Raw genomic sequence first — 19890 nt, 5'->3', positions numbered from 1 at the left:
TTCGCCGCATCAATCGGGCCGCTCCTCGGTGAGGAAGCGGCCCGTAATTCACAGCGTCCCAAGCGCTAAATTCGTGCGGGCGTCTGAATTCCGATAATGTGGAGCCCTTGACGGAGGATGCGGGAGACGGCGGCGGTCAGCGCCAGCTTCGCTCTTCTCGCTTCCGGATCAGCCACCAGAATCGGCTCATTGTGATAGAAACGGTTGAACTGCTTCGCCACTTCCAGCAGCATGCGTACGAACAGCGAAGGCTCATTGTGCTGGACGGCGGCTGCTACCGTTTCCTCGAACAGAGACAGTGTCTTCACACAGGCCCATGCTTCCGGGCCGGACAGGTGCAGGCCCTGAAGCGGCGCAGAGGCTGCTTCGTCAGCATCCTGTGCACCGTCCTGTGCACCCGTTCCGTTCATCTCCTGCCCCTTCTCCAACAAACGCAGTGTGCGGGCGTACGTGTACTGCATATAAGGGGCGGTCTCCCCTTCGAAGCGCAGCGCCTCGTCCAGCTGGAAGTCCACACTCAGCATCCGGCTGTTCTTCACGTCGCCGAACACGATCGCTCCAACACCGATCGCCTCCGCGATGCTCTTTTTGTCCGGAGACTGCGGGTTCTTCTCCTCGACGATCGCCATCGCCTTGCCGACCGCCTCATTCAGCACTTCATCCAGAAAGACAACCTTGCCTCTTCGCGTCGACATCTTCTTGCCGTTGAAGGTCATTAAGCCGAAAGCGACATGCTCGCAATCCTCCGCCCAGGCATACCCCATCTTACGAAGCACCGCATACACTTGGCGGAAATGAAGCTGCTGCTCTGCACCGACCACATACAGCAGCTTGTCGGCGCCCATCACTTCCTTCCGGTAGATCGCCGTAGCCAGATCGCGTGTCGGATAGATGGTCGTGCCGTTCGATTTCAGAATAAGACAAGGGGGCATACCTTCCTCATCAAGACGGACGACCATGGCGCCATCGCTCTCTTCCAGCAGGTTCAGTTCCGTCAGCCGCTCTACGACCGCCCCCATCTTGTCATTGTAAAAGCTCTCGCCGAGCACATGATCGAACTGAACGCCCAGCCGCTCATACACCCGGTTGAATTCCTCCATGCTCACATCGACAAAATACGACCATAAGGCCTGCGTCTCCGCATCTCCCTGCTCCAGCTTGCGGAACCATTCGCGCGCCTCGTCCTCCAGTTCCGGCTGCTGCTCCGCTTCCTCATGGAACTTCACATACAGCTTCAGACTCTCTTCAATCGGCTGGCGGCGGAGCGCCTCTTCATCACCCCAATGCTTGTAGGCCGCGATCAGCTTGCCGAATTGGGTGCCCCAATCACCGAGATGATTCACCTTTTCCACCTCATACCCGGCCTGCTTATACAGATTGGCCAGCGCGTTGCCGATAACGGTGGAACGCAAATGCCCGATGCCGAACGGCTTCGCGATATTCGGGGACGACATGTCAATGACGACTCGCTTGCCGGATCCGGTCTGCAAGCGTCCATAATCGGGCTGGAGCATGCGCTCGAGCAGCTTCGGCACCTGCGCGGCCGGATCGAAGTACAGATTGACATATCCGCCAGCCGCTTCGGCGCGGACGCCGTCCCCGCCCTGCTCGTTCACCTGCGTAGCGATCGCGGCCGCAATCTGGTGCGGGGCTTGTCTCCGCTGCTTCGCCAACGGAAAGCAAGGATACGCATAATCGCCCAGTTCCGGCTTCGGCGGCAGCTCCAGACTGCGCAGCAGCTCCTCCATCGGCAATTGCACGAAGGGTTGCAGCAGCTCGGCTGTATCGTGTTTTAACATGACAACAACCTCCATTACATTTTCATGAAAATAGAAAAAGCCCCCGTCTGCAAAGAGACGGAGGCATTGGATCCGTGGTACCACTCTCATTGAACCGGGCATGCTGATGCCTGATTCCCCTTATTCCCGAATAACGGCTGCGCCGGAATGCCCTACTTCCCGCCTCTCCGCTACATTGCGCGGCGGCTTCGGTTCAGGCCTTCAACTCCCGGGTCCGCTTCCCTGACGCTGCCGTGCCGGCTTCCACCTGTTCCGGCTCTCTGCTGACGGCTGTACGTTCGGTACTCTCCCGATCATCGTCTTCTGATATGCGGTTAATGTCGTACATTATATCGTGCGCGAGCCGAGAAAGCAACAGTTCCATTCACATATGGGCGGGACAGGGGCATTCCGTCCCGTTATCGTCCGGCCGACGGCTTCAATTCCAGCAGCGCAAGAGGTCTTCGCGTCGTAATCGCATCGACACCCATACCGATATATCGCTTCAATTCATCTGCCGCGTTCACCGTATACACCCAGACCGCCAATTGACGCTCATGCGCCGCTTCCACCAGCTCCCTGCGGCATGTCCGGTAATCCATGTTCAATCCGTAGGCGCCGTATTGCAGCGCTTCGTCGCATATCCGCTGCGCGAACGCCCCATAATCGGCGATATCCGCTTCGCTTAACTCATCCGGCGTATTGTATACGACGCGGATCCCTTTATAATTGCCTGCAATCCCTGTGCTGCACCCCGTTACGAACACCTGATTCTCCATGCCGTGCCGGAGAACGCATTCCATCGCAGGAGCCACCGTTTCCTCATTTTTGATATCCAGATTGAGCTTGATGCTCTGCTGCTCGGCGATGTCGAAAATGTGGTCGAGCTTCACGATATCCCGATGTTCATAGACAGGGCTTAATTGAATCCGGTTCTCCACCCGGTTCAATTGCTCATACGTATACTGGCGCAGCAACGGGGACGCGTCGTGCAGCAGAACGGCGGTGCCGTCCGCGGCCGCCCTCAGATCAATCTCGACGATATCGGCACCCGATTGCACACCTTCCCAGAAGGACTCCAGCGTATTGTCCGGAGCCGCTCCTCCCCCGGTATGCGCGCCAACCATAGGAAATTTTCGTGTCACGGATGTCCCTCCCTTTTAGTGCCGAGTCACGCGGGCAATGATCTGCTCCAGATTCATCTCAAGGAGCGACTGCAGCCGCAAATCGGCTTGCTCAAACGTAAATCCTTGTGTGAGCGCATTCGGCACCATAACGCAATAGACGCCCGCGGCTTTGGCGGCCTGGAGCCCGAACAACGAATCCTCGAACGTGATCGCCTCCTGCGGCTGGATGCTCAGTCCGGCTAGGGCCTCGCGATAGATTTGGGGATCCGGCTTGGAGCGGATCACGTCCTCCTTCGTGCGAATGCAATCGAAATAATCCAGAAGCCCGTACTTCTTCACATAGCCGACGGCCCAATCATAATGGGCGCTGGTCGCCAATCCGATCCGCAGGCCGCGCCGCTTGCCCTCCTCCAGCTTCTCAACGACGCCCGGCAACAAGTCTGCCGTGGCGATTATGCCGCGAAAGACTTCTCCGTGGCGGGACTGAATCTCGTCGTGATCAAGCGGAGTACCGATCACCTGTTCCAAATGGCGGCAAGCGCGCTGCACCGAGTCGGTCGATCCCGTCCATTGACTCCATACGTCCAGGGGCATCTCATAATCATATTGCCTGCATATTTCTTGAAAAGCGATAAATTCGGTCGTTTCCGTATCCAGAATAAGTCCGTCAAAATCAAACAAGATTGCTTTAATCACCGCTTCTCCCCACCTGTCTCTCCCTCTCGTGAACGAGCTTTACTATAACGAGCTTTGCTGTGAACAAATTTTACGACAAGCACGAACGCTCCGCCACAAATTCGGCCAGCAAGCGGGCCCCGTAGCCTGTGGCGCCGGCAGCGACGTACCCGGCCGTGGACGTGGCCTCCTTCATGGCCGCCATATCAATATGAGCCCATCTTATGGACGGATGCACGAAGCGGCGCAAGAACAACGCCGCCGTAATCGCTCCGGCCTCGCCAACCCGGCTGATATTGCATATATCCGCATAATCGCTTGCCAAGTAGCCCGCATATTCCTCCGCGAGCGGAAGCTCCCATACCTTTTCCCCCGTGAGACGGCCCAGGCTCCGGAGCGCCGACACGGTGGTCTCGTCTCCCCAGATCCCCGCATACTTCGAGCCGAGCGCGCCTTGGCAGGAGTACGTCAGCGTCGCCATATCGACTACTTCCTTCGCTCCGATAGCATGCGCATAAATCAACGCGTCCGCCAGCACAAGCCGGCCTTCCGAATCGGTATTGCCGACCTGAACCGAGACGCCGTTCGGATACGCCAATACATCTCCCGGCAGCAGCGCGCTGCCGTCCGGCATATTTTCGGCGGCGGGGATGATCGCCGCCACATTGGCCCGCATTCCGCTGCGGCGGATAATCTCAATCGCGCCGATGACGGCGGCCGCCCCGCCCATATCGATTCTCATATCGCTAATATCATGATCCCGCTTCAGACTGATTCCGCCCGTATCGAAGGTTATTCCTTTCCCTACGAGCGCGATAAGCTCCTTGGACGGGTCGGTGCAATAGCGCATTTCGATCAGGACGGGCGGATGGGGGCTTCCTTGACCGACGCCGATCAACCCGCACATCTGCCGCGCCGCCAGCTCCTCGCCTTCGTAGCATGCCACCTGCACGCCGCTGGCGGCGAACCGTGCGGCCACGCGCTCTGCGAGCGTCTTCGGCCGCATATGATTGGCCGGCTCGTTGCCGATATCGCGCGCAAACGCGATGCCTGCGGCGCGCGCCTCCCCAAGCGCAATCGCCTCCTCCAAGCCGGGATGAGGCTCGAGATCGAAGCGGACGGTCTCCACATATCGGACCGCTTGCTTCGATTTATATTTGTCGAAGGCATACGTCCCCAGCAGCCAGCCTTCGACCCAGGCGGCCACCGCCTCCCGCATGTCGCCGACGCCCTCGCATCCGTCCAGGCATACCGCGGCGGTGCGCAGCTTGTGCTGCTCCGCGGCGCGCGCCGCATTGCCGGCAGCCTCGCGCAGACGTTCCGGTTCGAACGACTGCTGGCTTCCGAGCCCGGTGAGCAGCAGATGCTGCTCGTCTTGCTTGTCGTAATACCAGGTGACGGCCCCGCGCTCGCCCATATGTTGATGGAGCGGAAGCGATTGAAAGGGCGCGGCCGCCGTTTCCAGGAAAATAGGATAAATAATGACTTGCGCCGCTTCTGTGCTGCCTATAGTGAACTTCATGACAGCACCGTGCCATCTTCTAGCCGGAGCCAGGTACGGAAGTCCCGCTTGCCTTCCGCCAATTCAATGACCCGCGCGCCGCGCTGCAGGCGGCCGTAGCAGTTATAGCCCGTCGTGCGGCCGAAGCAGAGCGATATGCCTTGTAGCGCTCCGATATAGTCGTTATCGTGATCATGGCCCACGAAAGTAGCCATCACATCGCCCATCTCCACCATTTTCGCGAACAGGCCGGAGTTTAATTTGGGCGCGCACACCTTTTCAAATTTATTGCCGCTGATACTCCCGGCGCGCCACACCTCGTCATATTCCGGCAGCGGAATATGGAAGAAGGCCAAGGAAGGCAGCTGCTCCCCGCTGCGCTGCGTCGTCTCTCTCGACACCTGCGCGTACCATTCCACCTGATCGCTGTGAATCCATTCGTAGCCGCCGATATGCTTCGGCGCTTCGCAGCCGGAATCAAGAAAATACAGCATCGCCGCCTCCTTCTCCCCGGCCGAACCGTGAACGGGCAGCGCGTAATTGCCAACGCCGCTTAGATCGGCCGGTCCCGGCTCGGCCAGGCATGTGGCGCTCTCACGCATCACATCCATTAACTGCTCGCGGGTGACGCTTCCTTCCGCGTCATGATTGCCGAACACGGCCGCCCAGGGAAGGCCGGATCGCACAGCGGGGGAAATAGCGAGGCGCAAGCCATTCCTCGGATCGTCCACGCCGTGGCTCCAGCACAGATCTCCCGTGTACACGATAAGATCGGGCTGCTCCTGCTCGATCAGCCGTTCCATCAAGGCGACGGATTGCCTGTCTTGCTCCGCCCCATCCGTGCCGTCACCGATATGAACGTCGGTGAACTGCAATATTTTGAATGTGCCGTCTTCCCGAAATGATAAATGGTTCGCCATGCCCTATCTCCCCTCGAATTCAATGCATACGGTCGCCATCGCGGCTGCGCCGACATCGAATGTAATTTTGCTGCCATGGACGGCAATGTCCGGTCCATCGATCGGCTGCTCGACGATCGATACAAAATAAGCTCTTCTCACCGCTTGCCCGAACGCCAGCGTGACGCTCGTCCGTTCTCCTTCCGTCTCATACAGGCGCACGATCCAACGGTTCGCCGCGGAGCCTTCCGCCATTTTAATCGCCGACAGCGCCACCTGTCCCCGCTCCAGCGTGACGAAGCTGCCCCTCTGCGGCAGCGTCCCCTTGCGGGCGCGCACGGATACGGCTTCGATCGGATTCTGAAAATGATAGGACTGCTCCAGCATCTGCTGCGTATCCTGATAATCGGTCAGCCCTACGGCGAACCGGAATTGATGCTTGCCGATTTCCGGGTACGGATCCGGGCTGTAGGAGCCGCGCAGCAGAGTGAGCGCCAGCGATCGGCTGCCGCTCCGGAAGCCATGCTTCGCATCGGCGAGCAGCATCACCGCGCGATCGATGCCGCTGTCCGCCGGAACGGCCGCGGCGAAGCTGTTAGCCGGCACGTCCAGATCGATGCCCTCTCTCTCCAGCGTGCCGAAGGGAACGTCATATTGATAAGACCTGCAGTCATATGGTACCGGCAGATAGAAATTCAACTGCGGCGTAAAGCTGTCCTTGCTCCCGCTCTCATGCCAGTCGCATTCGACGTTATACACCAAGGCCTGGCTATCGCGATCCAGCGACACGGTCACCTTCAGCGTCGAATCCCGGAAGCTCGTCCGGAATGTTAGAGACTGACGAAGCAAATGATCGCCAAGCTCGCAGCTGTCCAACGTCCACGTCGCCAGGGGCTCCACATGGCGGTATCTGCCGACGAGCCAGGCATTACCGCCCCCGTTAAACGTATCCTCCTCCACGAATCGGAACACGCCCGCCGGTTGCGCCGGATCGGCATAGTCGCGGTTCGTACGCTTGTCGATCAGCGAAGCGATCGTGAATTGCTGCGGATCGAACCGGACGGCAATATGCTCGTTCTCCAGCCCGAATTCGTACTTCTCATTCGGCGGCAAATTCTGCCCGGCCAAATAAAAGTCATTGGCGGACAACCGCTTCATATCGCCTTCCTTCTCGGTCATGACATAGGTGCTGTAACCGATCGCGGGCACGTTCACCTTCAGCAGCACCCGCAAAAAGTAATGGCCCCAATGCTCAATGAAGCCTCTGTCGATATACTGAAACGGAACGCTCCGCCCTTCGCTGTCATGGAATTGAATGCTGTCCACATGACCGTTCCAATCCCAGATCACAATGTCCGCCAGCTCTTCGCGATCGCGGATGGAGGAATTGAACAGATGGAAGATGCGCGTCTTCCCGCGGCCGCGTTCGCTCGCCCCCATCCGGAACAAATGAACGCCTACGCCTGGACCGGCTCCTTCGGACATGCTCTCGCGCACATCCTCATCGGCGACAATATAAGCCGACGTATCGATGAGCTCGGCCAGCTTGCGGATGGCGTAGCTTTTCTTGCTCCCCGCCATCGCCATAATCTCCTGGAACGAAGCCATTGCATGCTCTCTCGTCTCCACCACGCATGAGCCGGGCAAAATATCATGGAATTGATTGAAGCAGGCTTGCTTCCATGCCGCGCCCAGTTCCTCGCCGAAATAGCGGGCCCGAGTATATAAAGAAGCGATGCTGCCGAACAGCTCCGCTTCGCCGAGCAACCGTTCCGACACCCGGTTCGCCAGCTTGATTCTCGATTCCGAGCTGTAGCACCCGGTAAATATAAAATTCAGCTCATCGCGAATGACCGGCAAGCTGTCCGCCACAGATTCCGTCAACGCAAAAAAGTCGCGGTACGTTCCGAATTGAATGCGCGGGAAAATCGGCCAGGTCTGCATATCCAATATCCGTTCGATGTCGCGGCGCGTCGGCCCGCCGCCATGATCGCCGACGCCGTACACCTTCAACATCGTCGTCATCTTCGTCCGCGCGCAGAACTCCGGCACTGTAAGCGCCATCGCCGGCTCGATGCGGGAATCATACCAGTGCGGCTCCTTGTACGCGATGACGGAGCGGCCTGACGGAGATTCCCACCGGAACAGCGGGTGGCCGTTATCGTTGTGGCCCCGGCAATAATAGTAATACTTCACGCCGGCATGATGCAGCGCTTCCGGAACGTTGATGCTATGCCCGAACGTGTCTGGCTCGAAATCGATTTGGAGGCTGTCCGGATCGAGACCGAACAGGCCGGACAGATAAGTCTTGGCATACAGCAATTGTCTGGCCATACTCTCGCCGCTCGGCATGTTCTTGTCCGCTTCGACCCAGGTGGAAGCCGTGACCTCCCACCGCCCCTCCTTGACCCGGGCCTTAATCTCCTCCAGCATCTCGGGATCGTATTGCTCCACGATCTGATATGCGGCCGCCTGCGAATGAGAGAAAATATAGTCCGGATATTCTTCTAGCAGATCGAGCATCGTGCGGAACGTGTTCAACGTCGCGGATACCGTCTCTGCCCAGCCCCACAGGAAGTTCATGTCGAGATGCGCATGGGCCGCGCAATGAAGCGTATAGCTCTTGGCAGCCGGCCCGCATGCGGCCAGCATGCTCTCCGCCTGGCGCGCGCTCCGCTCCGCGATGACGCCTTCGTCATCGAGGCGGGCATGGAGCCATTCGACGACAGGGATCAGGGCCTCATCCCACTGGCGCTCCTGAACGAGCGAGACGCGGTTCATATACTCCAGTTGCGATACGATTCGTTCTCCCCAGTAACCCGAGGGAGTTCTCTCCTTCAACGCCGTCAGCTTGCCATGAAGTTCGTTCGTAGTCATTGGTTCCATTCTCCTAACATATCGCGATAAGCTTCCAAGTAATCGTCTACAAGCTCCTTCGCCAGAGAATAGGAATTCACCAGCGGGTGAACCGAGAGCGCTTTCACTGCCAGACTTCGAGATTTCTTCGCGACCGCCTCCACCGTCAGCCGTTCGAACAGCTTCACCGATTTCATCAACAGATGCATATCTTCGGGAACGGCACCTATTGGGACCGGATGAGCCCCGTCCTGATCAATCGTGCACGAAATCTCGACGACATCGTCATCCTCGAACCCGGCAATGCTCCCCTCGTTCGGCACCGACAGCACGATATTGTTCTCGCATCCGGTCTGCAGCGATTCCACGAAATCAAGCATGACGCCCGCATAGCCGAGTGTCTCGGGAAGCGTCAACTCCTCCATCGGCAGCATCTCCTTCGCCTCGGAGTTCGTTTCCGCTGCCATATAGGACGCTTCCCGCTTTTGCGTGTAGTACAGATACGTTTGAAGCGCCAATTGCGGGTTGGCGTCGATATCCATCCGCTTCAGTTCGTCCAGCATCGCCTGATTGTTCAGCGCAATCATTTGTCCGCGCGTCATTGCCGCCTGTTGAATGTTCGCGAGCGATTTTTCGCGATGGTAGTAATAATATAAGTACTCATTCGGCAAATAAGGCAGCTCCCGCAGCAAATCCGGATCGAACATTTTCAATTCCTCGACCGCGTTCACGAAAGCCGGATCATTCTTCAATTCGGGCAGCAGATCCTTGCCTTCAACCATCAGCTTGCTGATCCAGGACAGATGGTTCAGGCCGAACACTTCGGTGCGCAGCTTCCGTTCATCTATACCTAGCGCCTCCGCAATGCGAAGCTTCGTATGGCTCGGCGTATCGCAAATCCCGATGACGCGGTCATAGCCATAGCTTCGCAGCGCTTGCGTCACCAGACCCGAAGGATTCGAGAAGTTGAAGATCCACGCATCCGGCGCGACCTCCTTCGCTAATTCGCAATAATCCCGCAACACCGGAATCGTTCGCAATGCCATGGAGAAGCCGGCCGGCCCAGTCGTCTCCTGCCCGAGCAAGCCGCGATCGAGCGCAATCTTCTCATCGATATACCGCGATTGCTCCTTCCCGACGCGGATTGTCGTGACGATATAATCCGCTCCTCGCAGCGCCGCGCGGGCGTCCATCGTCGTGTCGAGCTGAAGAACGATGCCGCTCTGCTCGATGACGATCCGGCACAGCTTGCCGATAATCGCCAGCTGCTCCTCATCAGTATCATGGAGCACAAGCTGCGTAATCCCGGTCTGCTCCGCTTTTAAGGTCAGACTTTTCGTGAACAAGACGGCCCGCACGCCGCCCCCGCCAATTAATGCCAGTTTCATAGATAGCTCCTCCCGCCTTATGGATTACCCGGCCGATGCGGCCGCGATGAATTGCTCTAGCGTATCAATATCCGAAATGCCTGTGCTTCCCCCATAATCCATAACGGAGCAAGCACCGCACGCATTGCCGTACAACAAGCATTCCTCCACCGGCTTGCCCGCCAAGTAACCGAACATATATCCGGCATTGAAAGCGTCGCCGGCACCGGTCGTGTCCACGGAATTCACCTGAAAGCCCGCGCGGCGCGTCATCTGACCGTCAATGCAAGCGACCGCTCCTTTGGAGCTCATCTTGATGACAAAATGCGGGGAGTGCTGACTTAGCTTCGCGATGCTGTCCTCTTCGCGAGAACAACGGGTATAGTGCGACGCTTCCGTTTCGTTCATGAAAAAGATATCAACCATCTTCATCAATTCATAGATGCCTTCATACCACTCGCCCGTATCATCCCAGCCGACATCGCAGGACAAGGTTACGCCCATCGCTTTCAGCTTGGCTGCCATCTGCATATAATCGTCATGATTGCTGCGTCCGCGGTAGCCGGTCAAATGCACATGTCTTGCCAGCTCGACGCTCCTCAGATTAAGCTGCCGCAGCTCAAGTTCTTGGTTCGTCCCCATATACGTGATGAACGAGCGGTCTTTGTCCGAATTCAACGCAATCGATATGCCGGTGCGATTCCGTTCGCTCAGTTGAATATATTGCGTATCCACGCCATGCTTATGGAACTCGTTCAAAATGTATCGCCCGTCGCCGTCTTTTCCCAATACGCCATTGAAAGCCAGCTTCAATCCCAGCTTCGCCAGGGACAGGGTGAACAGCGCCGCTCCTCCGCCTACATGGACCTGCATCTGGTCAGCGAAGACTTCTTCTCCTGGAGCCGGCAGCTCGTGACAGCCTACCACGACCAGATCGATATTCGCGTCTCCAATGACGACTGCGTCATATTTTTTCAATAGCCTTCCCCTCATCTCTGCCTCTCTCGAAATGTTGTCATGATAGATATGGTATCGTTACCAGAACAGGATAAAAAAAATTACTTTATCTTTCTGGTACTGTCCCGGATAACAAGCTCATGCGGTAAAATGATATCCTGATTCAGACTGGACGGTTCCGTGATCAGACGGAGCAAAGCCTTGACCGATTCCGAGCCCATCCGCTGAATCGGCTGCTGCATCGAAGTGAGCCGCGGGCGAATGATCTCGGTGAACGGACTTCCGTCGAAGCCGATAATCGAGATATGCTCCGGTACCTTCAACTGGTGGTCGCTGATGCAATTCATCGCTCCCAGCGCCATGTCGTCGCTGACGGCGAATACCGCCGTCGGCAGCGGATCGCATTGCAGCAGCTCCTCCATCAAGGCATATCCGCTCTGAAGCTTGTAATCGCCGAATTTGATATATTCATATACAATCGGAATCTCATAGTTGGCTAACGCATTGCGGTACGCGGCGTATCGATTTTGACCGGACGTAATATCCCTCATGTCACCCCCGATGAACCCAATCCGGGTGTGGCCGAGCGAGATTAAATATTCCGTCGCTTCATAAGCAGCCTCGTAATCGTCGATAATTACGGAATGGAACTTCCGGTTCACCGGCTTCACGCTCGAGAAGATGACAGGAATATTCGATTTATCTAAAAATTGCTTGATTTCGTTATTGATCTTCTCATGCATAATAATGATGCCTTCGACGCGCATCTCCTGGAACACGTTCAAATATTTCAATTCCTTGTCGATATCTTCGATAATATTACAGACAAGCAGATTGTAGCCGTTCTCGCTCGCCTCTTCCTCCACGCTGCTCACAATGGTCGAGTAGAAGCTGGTTGCGAGATCGGGCACAATCACCCCGATTAAGTTCGTTTTCTGGCGCACCAGACTTCTGGCGATATGATTCGGACTGTAATCGAGCTCCTCAATGGCCGCCAGCACTTTTTGCTTCAATTCATCCGTTACATACTTCTCATTATTCAATACTCGCGATACCGTCGTAACCGATACGCCCGCTTTCCGGGCCACGTCTTTAATTCGCACTGCCATAGTCCACCGATTCCTTTACCCCATACGAAATATATTGTTCCTGCTAGGCATGTTGTTCCACGAATAAAGGTTGGGAGAACGCTCCATAGCCTCCTTCGAGATATGCCGCGATGCGAACATAGCCTTCATCCCCGCTGCATTGGTACTGGACGCGGTTCAGGCGGCCTGTTTCTTCATGTAATACTTGGCCTTCTTTTCCAATCAGCGTAACATATTTATATATTCGATTCAATCTCTCATTCGCAGGCAGATCAACGGTAATCAGCCCGTCCTCGGCATGGATCGCGGCGAAATCAAACCCGGTAGATACATAGAAGCTGCCCGCCTTGACGGCTTCCAAAATGCTGTCGTTCGTATTCCGCTCCGCGAGCACCATATTCCAGGCGCGCTTCTCCTGACCATATACATGGAAGTCATCGTTGCCGAAGCCCCATACGGTCCGGCCCGCACTTAGCAGCTGATCCCACTTGTCGAAGGCCACGTCATACTCCGGGTTGCCGTCGCCGTTCACAATCTCAATGCCCGTATAGCCGCTCATGCTCAGCATATCCTCCAATCGCCAAAATTGCGAAAAATACCGGTTCGGATGCGCCAAAATGCTGATCCCGCCATTGGCAAGGCAGGCATCGGACAAACGCTGATAGTTATCGATCGTAAACGTATTATGATAGCCTTCCATAATCGAATGCGGCGGCTGGACAAGCAGCATATGCGCCTCGGGACTGCTCACCTCCATCGCTTCGAATACCGTCGGAATACGCCGCTCTCCTTCATGAGCCGTAATGACATCATGATCCGAGATGCCCAAATAATCATACTGCCCGTACATCTGATAGACAACTTCAAGCGGCTGCGTGCCGCATTGGCTGTTGGTCGTATGATTGTGAAAGCTGCCTTTCAGCCATACTCCTTGCTTGTCATATGGATTTTTGATCGTTACCACGGTGAACAGCCTCGCTTTCTCCTTATTCTTTGACCGATCCGATCATGACGCCTTCGGCAAAAAACTTCTGCACAAACGGATACACGCAAATGATCGGCGTGACGACAACGATAATGGTAGCCATCTTCAATGAATTGCCCGTCACCTGCATCTTCTCCAAAATCTCATACGAGGTCGTGCCCGCGTTTTGCATTAATGCGGCGCGAATCGCGTCTTGCCTTGTCAGCATCTCTTGCAGAAGCGTCGATACCGGCCTCAGATTCGTCTTTTGGACATAGAACGCTCCGGTGAACCAATCATTCCAATGGCCGACCGCGTTGAACAGACTGATGACCGCAATGACCGGCTTGCTGAGCGGCATAATAATGCGGATGAAGGTCGTAAAATCGTTGCAGCCGTCCAGCTTCGCTGACTCTTCCAGACTGACGCTAATCTGCGAGAAGAACGTCCTCATAATGATAATATTCCACGCGCTGTACAACCCGGGAATGACATAGACCCAGATCGTATTGACGAGATGCAGCTGCTTCAACAGCATATAGTACGGAATGACGCCGCCGCTGAACAGCATCGTGAAGAAAATCATCAGCGTAAAAAATTTGACCCCCGGGAGCGTCTTGCTCTTCAAGGTGTAGGCGGCCATCGCCGTCAGGAATACGCTGAAGAAGGTGCCCACAACCGTTCTGAAAAGCGTGATCGCGTACGCGCCCAAAATATTGGACGAGCTGAACACTTCTTGATAATTCTCCAACGTCCATACCCGAGGCCAGAAGAAAATGCCTCCTCGTTCCGCATCTTTCCCCGCATTGAACGACAGCGCAAATATATTAAGAAACGGAAGAATAATCGACAGGCATAGCAAGATAATGACGACATAGATGACGATGCGGTATATTTTTTCGCCTGTAGAAACTTTATAGAAATCGTTCACAGTCGTTCCCCTTTCCTCATGAATTAGGCGGGAATACATCCCCGCGGAAGCTCCTGTCCCCAGGGACAAGAGCCTCTGCGGATCTTGTCTGCGTGCCGCTTACTGCGAAGGACTCAGCACGATCGGCGTGGCCGGATCCTTGCTCTTTTGCTCCAGCAGTTGAATATAGCCTTGCAGATCGGCCGCTTCCAGCTGCTTATTCACGGACTCCATAATTTTGGCCGCTTCGGCCTTCGACTTCGAATAATACGCCCGGATTAAGCTCTCATTATAGTTGTCCAATGCCGTTTTCAGCTCCGTGCCCTTTTCATATTCGCCCAGGAAGGAGAGCGGACCGTAGCCGTCTTGGATTTTAGCGTTTTTATATTTCTCGTCCCAGCCGAAATAATCGGCGATGTTGTTCGGGCCTTCATTTTCTGCCGGGAATGCGGCGTTGCCATATTCCGCTTCGCCGAAGTCGGCTACCGGATCGAGATCCGTATTGCCGAGGTATTCGCCCCATGTGTCGCCAGCGCCCTGGAAGGCAAGCTGCTGCGCGGCCTTCGGATCCTGCTTCTTCAGATCGATGACTTCCTGCTTCACGATCGGATTGCCGTTCTCGTCCAGCGTGTAATCGCGGCCTTCGATCCCGTACTGCCACAACAGCTTGCCTTCACGGCTGGCCAGGAAATCAGCGAACTTCACGATCTCCTCTGGCCGCTCCGTCGTAGCCGGGATCGCCCAGATGTTGTAGCCGGATTTATAAGTCAATTCCATCTGATACGGGCCTTCCACGCTGTCCAACGGCCCGATCGGCAAGTAATGCATATCTTTATTGAACTCCAGATAGTTATGCATATCGGAAATAATGGCGAACGATCCGTTCAGCGCCCCTTCTGTCGCTCGCGTCTCGTCCATCGTATAGTACTCAGGATGAATCAAGCCTTCATTGAGCAGCTTCTGAACGAATTCGATCCGCTTCATCGAGTACTCGGTCTGGCTCTCGTGCTTGATTGCGCCGTCGCTGTCCCGGAAAAATCCTTCATCTCCCCACCACAGATCGGAGTAAAGGTAACTGTTGTCATTGCCGCCCCAATAACGAGGCCCGATCGGGTATATATCTTTGCCGTTCTCGTCTTTGAAGTTGCCGGCTTTAATTTTTTTCGCCAATTCATACAATTGCTCGGAGGTTGTAATCGACTTCGGATCCACATTCAGTGCTTCTGCAATATCTTTGCGGATATGCGGGCCCCCTACCCATTTCCGGGTTTCCTGTCCGCCCTCGCGGTTGATCCGCATATGCACGAAATACGATGAGCCGTTGAATTCCGGGCGGAACATGACGCCGTTTTTCGTATCGACCGGCAAATAGCCGTCTTCGAAATATTTGCTGTAAATTTTCGTATCCTTCAAATAAGGCGTAAGGTCCGTAAACATCCCTTCACGCGCCGCCTTGAGCAGAACCGGCATTTCCGGCCGGCCGCTATGATTCAAATAGCTGACGATAACATCCGGCAAATCCCCGGTGGCCAGCCCGGCCGTCAAGCCTTCCAGGGAGCTGTTGGCCGGCGTGTTCTCCCACTCCAGTGTAATGCCGGTCAGCTCTTTTATCTTTTTGGCGACCTCGTTATCAATCTGATTCTGGGAAATGTCATTCATGACGCCGTTCATGAAAATCCGCCCTTTAATCGTGCGGTCCGCGATCCAGGTGGCCGGCTTCTCTCCCTGGTCCGCATCCGCCGAACCGCCGCCTTCCGCTGACTTGCTGCTACTCCCTCCTCCGCTGCAAGCGCTTAGCAACATGATGATCGCAAGCAATAATGCCGTCCTCTTTCCCCACTTTCTTTTCATGCCTACACCCCTTTTTTCAAATAGGTTTATGAAAAACGCCTTTCGGCGCCGTTCATATGATGCATAGCAAGACATGGAATCTGGTAACGTTACCATAAAGAAGTGTCGGAAACTTTGCGGGATATTTTATTGGCAACAATGACAAGAATCAGGCCAATAACCCCCTGAACCATCCCGACTGCGGTCGCATAGCCGAACTGGCCGTTCTGCAACCCGACGCGAATAATATACGTATCCAATATTTCCGCCAAATGCATATTCCCGGGTGTTCGTAACAGATAAATCTGATCGAAGCCCGCTGATAAGATGTTGCCAAGCGACAAGATGAATAAGATGACGATCGTCGGCAGTATCGAGGGAAGCGTAATGCTCCAAATCTCGTTCCATTTGTTCGTTCCGTCAATTTTTCCGGCTTCATACAGTTCAGGATTGATGCCGGATATGGCCGCCAAATAAATAATCGATTCCCAGCCGATCCCTTTCCATATGTAACTCCAAAACATGATAGAGTAAAAATAATCGCCTTCCATTAGGTAAAAAGTGGAGCCGTCTCCGCCCATAGCGCCGATGGCCTGATTGAGCAGCCCGGTGTCCGGCGCCAAGATGCGTTGCAGCATGCCGACCACGACCACCCAGGAGATAAAATGAGGCAAATAAGAAATGCTTTGCGCAATGCCTTTGAACCGCTTATGTCTCACTTCGTTGAACATGAGCGCCAACACAATCGGAAAAGGCATGCCGACAAACAGCTTCAGCGAACTGATGATGAGCGTGTTTTTAATCAGGGTCCAAAATTGATAGTCATTGAAAAAGGTTTCAAAGTAATGAAAGCCAATCCAGGGACTGCCCAGGATGCCCATATTGAACTTGTACTCTTTGAAGGCCAGGATGAGGCCGCCCATCGGAATGTAATTGAAAATGATAAAGTACACAATGCAAGGCAGCAGCATAAAATATAAATATTTGTGCAGCAAAATTTTTTTCCACAGCTTCCGCCATCTTCCCGAATGGATTCCGGACGCGTGAGCATTCGTGTGCATTCCATCAGTCCTTCCCTTATCATCTAGGATGTCGTTGGATAAGCGAGGCTCACCTCCATATGTCTTCTCGGTCGAAAATCGTATGGTATCGATTCCATAAAAATGATAAAAAAAACGAGTGATTCTGCTATTCAATTCTGTTTCCAACCGCATTTTTACTACTTTTTGCCTCGTAAGCGCTTTCCTTTGCCTCATTTTATCTGAAATCCTTTCCATAGTCAATAAAAAAAGTGTCTCCTCCGCTTCAGCAGCATCTCTGGCTCCTTGCCGCTCATTCGAAGCACACAGGGCGGCCGCACAGGCAAATCGGTTCGATCGGCTTTAGATTCAGCTCCTCTCCTCCGTGGTCCCGCCTCCATACGTTCACTATCCCGCACAGTCAGCTATGCGTTCACTATCCCATTCAGTCAGACATACGTTCACTATCCCATTCGGTCAGCTATACGTTCACTATCCCGCTCAGTCAGCCCAGCCTTTCACAGAGATAAACGGTATGCGCGACCACCCATTGATTTGGGACTGTTATGGATGAATGAAGCAGCCGGATCCCGGCATAGCCCCCCGGAGAATTTATCGGAACCTTTCTCCCTGCAGGATCGTACCTAACTGCTATAGATGTAAGCTATCCATTGCTTAATAATCTAGCACTATGAAATCTGGCATTGACGTAATTATCATAAATTGACGTAATTATCATAATCGGAAGGACTTAACGCTTCATAATAACGCACCAGAAGGAGGAATTATGGAACAGATTCGAAGCATCGCATTGATCGGCGGCAACGGAAAGGTCGGGCGCCATATTGCTCGCACCGCAGCGGAAAAAGGGTATCATGTACGGATGCTGACTAGACGGCCTGCCAACATGCCTTCAGCGGATAAGCTTATCGAAATCAGAGAGGGAGACGCGCAGGACATCCAGACGATTCGCGAGCTGCTGCAGGATTGTGATGCCGTCATCAATACATTGGGGCAGCCCGTGAGGGCCGTTCCGATTTACAGCATCGTTACTTCGCACCTTCTTGAAGTGATGCAGGAATACGGGATGCGGCGCTACATCGGAGTCAGCGGGGGCTCGCTGGACGTTCCGGGAGACAAGAAGCGCCTCGTCAACCGGATCGGTGCCCGGGCGTTCGAGCTGTTTTTTCCCCAGTTGATGGCGGATAAGTGCAAAGAGCTGGACATCCTCTTGCAGAGCCAGCATATCGATTGGTCGCTTGTTCGCTTGCCGTTCGTCAAAGAAGGACCCTGCAAAGGCAATATCAAAGTCAATCTGTACGATATGCCCGGGTCGTCGATAACGAACTCGGATATTGCGGCTTTTCTCATCCGTGAGCTAGAGGTCCCTGCTTGGATAAGACAAACGCCTTTCATCTCACATTGAAGATCTGAGGCATCAGCATGCTTCTTACTAGGCACTTGTACATATAGGACAGAGGCAGCGGAATTCCGAACGAATCCCGCCGCTCCTGCTCTTCTCCTCGTGCCGCTTCAGGCTGAGCCGAGGGGAGAATGATGCTAAGCGCCGCCAGGAAGCATACCTTCCCCGGAAGGCAAACCCTCCGCGCGCTTCCATGCTATGCCTCCGTTACACATTGCCGTATTGCCGTTGCGCGCCTTCAGCCGGTGCAGGCGTCAATTCGTTCCTGCACAGCTGGATAGCATTTCTTGCATACATTCAATGTCTGCCCGTCGGACTTCGTCCGGCTGTAGAGCAGCTTGGTTCGCGTGCTTGCACAGACGGGGCAGGTTCCTCTCCCGCGCGCCGGCAGCTTCCACAGCGATTTTCCCCGTTTATTTTTCGCCATGCTTCCTTTCACCTTCCCTCCCTCATGCTCCGCGCGAGGACACCCCCGCAACCGGTTCGTTTACGGGTATGACGAAGGAGCGTCAAATATGCCGCAGGATTTCGGGGGCGCGCATTTTTCGCATCGTATCCGGCCAAGACATGGTATGATAAAAGAAAAAGCTTGTTAAGGAGAGGTATCCTCATGAATCAAGTTCGTATCCTTACAGACAGCGCGATCGACCTTCCCCCGTCCGTCCTCGAGGAGCTGAACATCACGGTGCTGCCGATAATCGTAACTCTCGATCAGAATCAATACGAGGACGGCGTTACTATACAACCGAAGCAAATGTTCGACGGCATGCGCCAAGGGCTGGTGTACAAGACTTCCCAGGTTCCGATGGAGCGGTTCCAGCAGACCTTCACGGCCATCGCGGAAGCCGGCGAAGATGCGATCTACATCGCCTTCTCTTCCGAGTTATCGGGTACATACGCGTCCTCACGGATGATGCTCGACATGGTGAAGGATGATTATCCTGACGCAGCGATAGATATCATCGATTCCAAATGCGCCTCCATGGGCTTCGGCCTCGTCGTCGAACAAGCGGCGCGCTGGGCGGCCGATGGCATGTCCCGCGAGCGTCTCGTATCCAAGGTACGTGCCTTGGCAGCAGAACTGGAGCATGTATTTACCGTGGATGATCTGGAATACTTGTACCGCGGGGGGCGGGTAAGCAAATCTTCCGCCGTCATCGGGGGCTTGCTGAACATTAAGCCGGTACTGCACGTGGAGGAAGGCAAGCTTATCCCTGTAGACAAGGTCAGAGGAAGGAAGAAGTCGATCCAGCGGCTGGCCGACCTGATGGAGCAGCGCGCCAATCTGGAGGACAAGGATCAACTGATCGGCATCGCTCACGGCGACGACACGGAAGCGATGGAGATGCTGAAGCAAATCATCAACGAACGGTTCGGCATGCATAACATTATGACCGGATCGATCGGCTGCGCGATCGGCGCCCATTCCGGTCCGGGCACGCTCGCCCTGTTCTTCCGCAGCCGCAACTATACGGAAGCCGATTAATCCGGCAATA

16 protein-coding genes and 1 other annotated feature are annotated in these 19890 nt (G+C 54.9%); of the genes, 2 read left to right on the top strand and 14 right to left on the bottom strand.

The genetic code is table 11. From position 1 onward, the window contains the following. Positions 1-65: 65 nt before the first annotated feature. The 13 genes from argS to FLT43_RS28015 all read right to left on the bottom strand — a co-directional run bounded on the left by argS (position 66) and on the right by FLT43_RS28015 (position 17013). Positions 66-1799, bottom strand: coding sequence for an arginine--tRNA ligase (gene argS / locus FLT43_RS28075; RefSeq protein ID WP_087441318.1), 1734 nt, complete (start codon positions 1797-1799; stop codon positions 66-68). Positions 1800-1849: 50 nt separating this feature from the next. Beyond that, positions 1850-2105 (bottom strand) — a binding site (T-box leader). A gap of 92 nt (positions 2106-2197) precedes the next feature. Beyond that, positions 2198-2923, bottom strand: a complete 726-nt coding sequence (locus FLT43_RS28070) for a glycerophosphodiester phosphodiesterase (protein ID WP_087441319.1) — start codon at positions 2921-2923, stop codon at positions 2198-2200. Between the two features lie 15 nt (positions 2924-2938). After that, positions 2939-3601: an HAD family hydrolase gene (locus tag FLT43_RS28065; protein ID WP_087441320.1), complete on the bottom strand. Its 663-nt coding sequence runs from the start codon at positions 3599-3601 to the stop codon at positions 2939-2941. A 70-nt stretch (positions 3602-3671) separates the two neighbouring features. Further along, entirely contained in the window at positions 3672-5102 is a 1431-nt protein-coding gene (locus FLT43_RS28060; RefSeq protein WP_087441321.1) for a leucyl aminopeptidase family protein, read from the bottom strand. After that, positions 5099-6001, bottom strand: coding sequence for a metallophosphoesterase family protein (locus tag FLT43_RS28055; RefSeq protein ID WP_087441322.1), 903 nt, complete (start codon positions 5999-6001; stop codon positions 5099-5101). The genes FLT43_RS28060 and FLT43_RS28055 overlap by 4 nt, the downstream gene beginning before the upstream one ends. Positions 6002-6004: 3 nt before the next feature. Next, positions 6005-8857, bottom strand: a complete 2853-nt coding sequence (locus FLT43_RS28050; RefSeq protein WP_087441323.1) for an alpha-mannosidase — start codon at positions 8855-8857, stop codon at positions 6005-6007. Next, positions 8854-10224, bottom strand: a complete 1371-nt coding sequence (locus tag FLT43_RS28045; protein WP_087441324.1) for a family 4 glycosyl hydrolase — start codon at positions 10222-10224, stop codon at positions 8854-8856. Before FLT43_RS28045 ends, FLT43_RS28050 begins: the two co-directional genes overlap by 4 nt. A 24-nt stretch (positions 10225-10248) precedes the next feature. After that, positions 10249-11181, bottom strand: coding sequence for a carbohydrate kinase family protein (locus FLT43_RS28040; RefSeq protein WP_087441325.1), 933 nt, complete (start codon positions 11179-11181; stop codon positions 10249-10251). Positions 11182-11261: 80 nt separating this feature from the next. After that, on the bottom strand, positions 11262-12269 hold the full coding sequence (locus FLT43_RS28035; RefSeq protein ID WP_087441326.1) for a LacI family DNA-binding transcriptional regulator: 1008 nt from the start codon (positions 12267-12269) through the stop codon (positions 11262-11264). A gap of 43 nt (positions 12270-12312) precedes the next feature. After that, the gene (locus tag FLT43_RS28030; protein WP_087441327.1) at positions 12313-13212 is read right to left on the bottom strand and encodes a CehA/McbA family metallohydrolase; all 900 of its coding nucleotides are present in this window, start codon (positions 13210-13212) and stop codon (positions 12313-12315) included. 22 nt (positions 13213-13234) lie between these two features. Then, positions 13235-14182: a carbohydrate ABC transporter permease gene (locus FLT43_RS28025; protein WP_373994922.1), complete on the bottom strand. Its 948-nt coding sequence runs from the start codon at positions 14180-14182 to the stop codon at positions 13235-13237. Between the two features lie 60 nt (positions 14183-14242). Continuing rightward, a complete protein-coding gene (locus FLT43_RS28020; RefSeq protein WP_087441328.1) occupies positions 14243-15973 on the bottom strand; it encodes an extracellular solute-binding protein in 1731 nt (576 codons plus the stop codon). Between the two features lie 89 nt (positions 15974-16062). Then, a complete protein-coding gene (locus FLT43_RS28015; protein WP_087441329.1) occupies positions 16063-17013 on the bottom strand; it encodes an ABC transporter permease in 951 nt (316 codons plus the stop codon). A gap of 745 nt (positions 17014-17758) precedes the next feature. On the opposite strand from FLT43_RS28015, the gene FLT43_RS28010 reads away from it, so the two are divergent. Beyond that, complete coding sequence (locus FLT43_RS28010) at positions 17759-18397, top strand: NAD(P)-dependent oxidoreductase (RefSeq protein ID WP_087441330.1); 639 nt, start codon at positions 17759-17761, stop codon at positions 18395-18397. 235 nt (positions 18398-18632) lie between these two features. On the opposite strand, the gene FLT43_RS28005 is transcribed toward FLT43_RS28010, so the two are convergent. Beyond that, positions 18633-18821, bottom strand: a complete 189-nt coding sequence (locus FLT43_RS28005; RefSeq protein ID WP_087441331.1) for a hypothetical protein — start codon at positions 18819-18821, stop codon at positions 18633-18635. Between the two features lie 183 nt (positions 18822-19004). Here FLT43_RS28005 and FLT43_RS28000 point away from each other — a divergent pair, with 183 nt between their 5' ends. Continuing rightward, positions 19005-19880, top strand: coding sequence for a DegV family protein (locus FLT43_RS28000; RefSeq protein WP_087441332.1), 876 nt, complete (start codon positions 19005-19007; stop codon positions 19878-19880). Positions 19881-19890 lie beyond the last annotated feature (10 nt).

The organism is Paenibacillus thiaminolyticus (genome assembly GCF_007066085.1).
Lineage (GTDB): Bacteria > Bacillota > Bacilli > Paenibacillales > Paenibacillaceae > Paenibacillus_B > Paenibacillus_B thiaminolyticus.
Note: the sequence above shows the minus strand (reverse complement) of the source record. Positions and strands in the feature narration are given on the sequence as shown.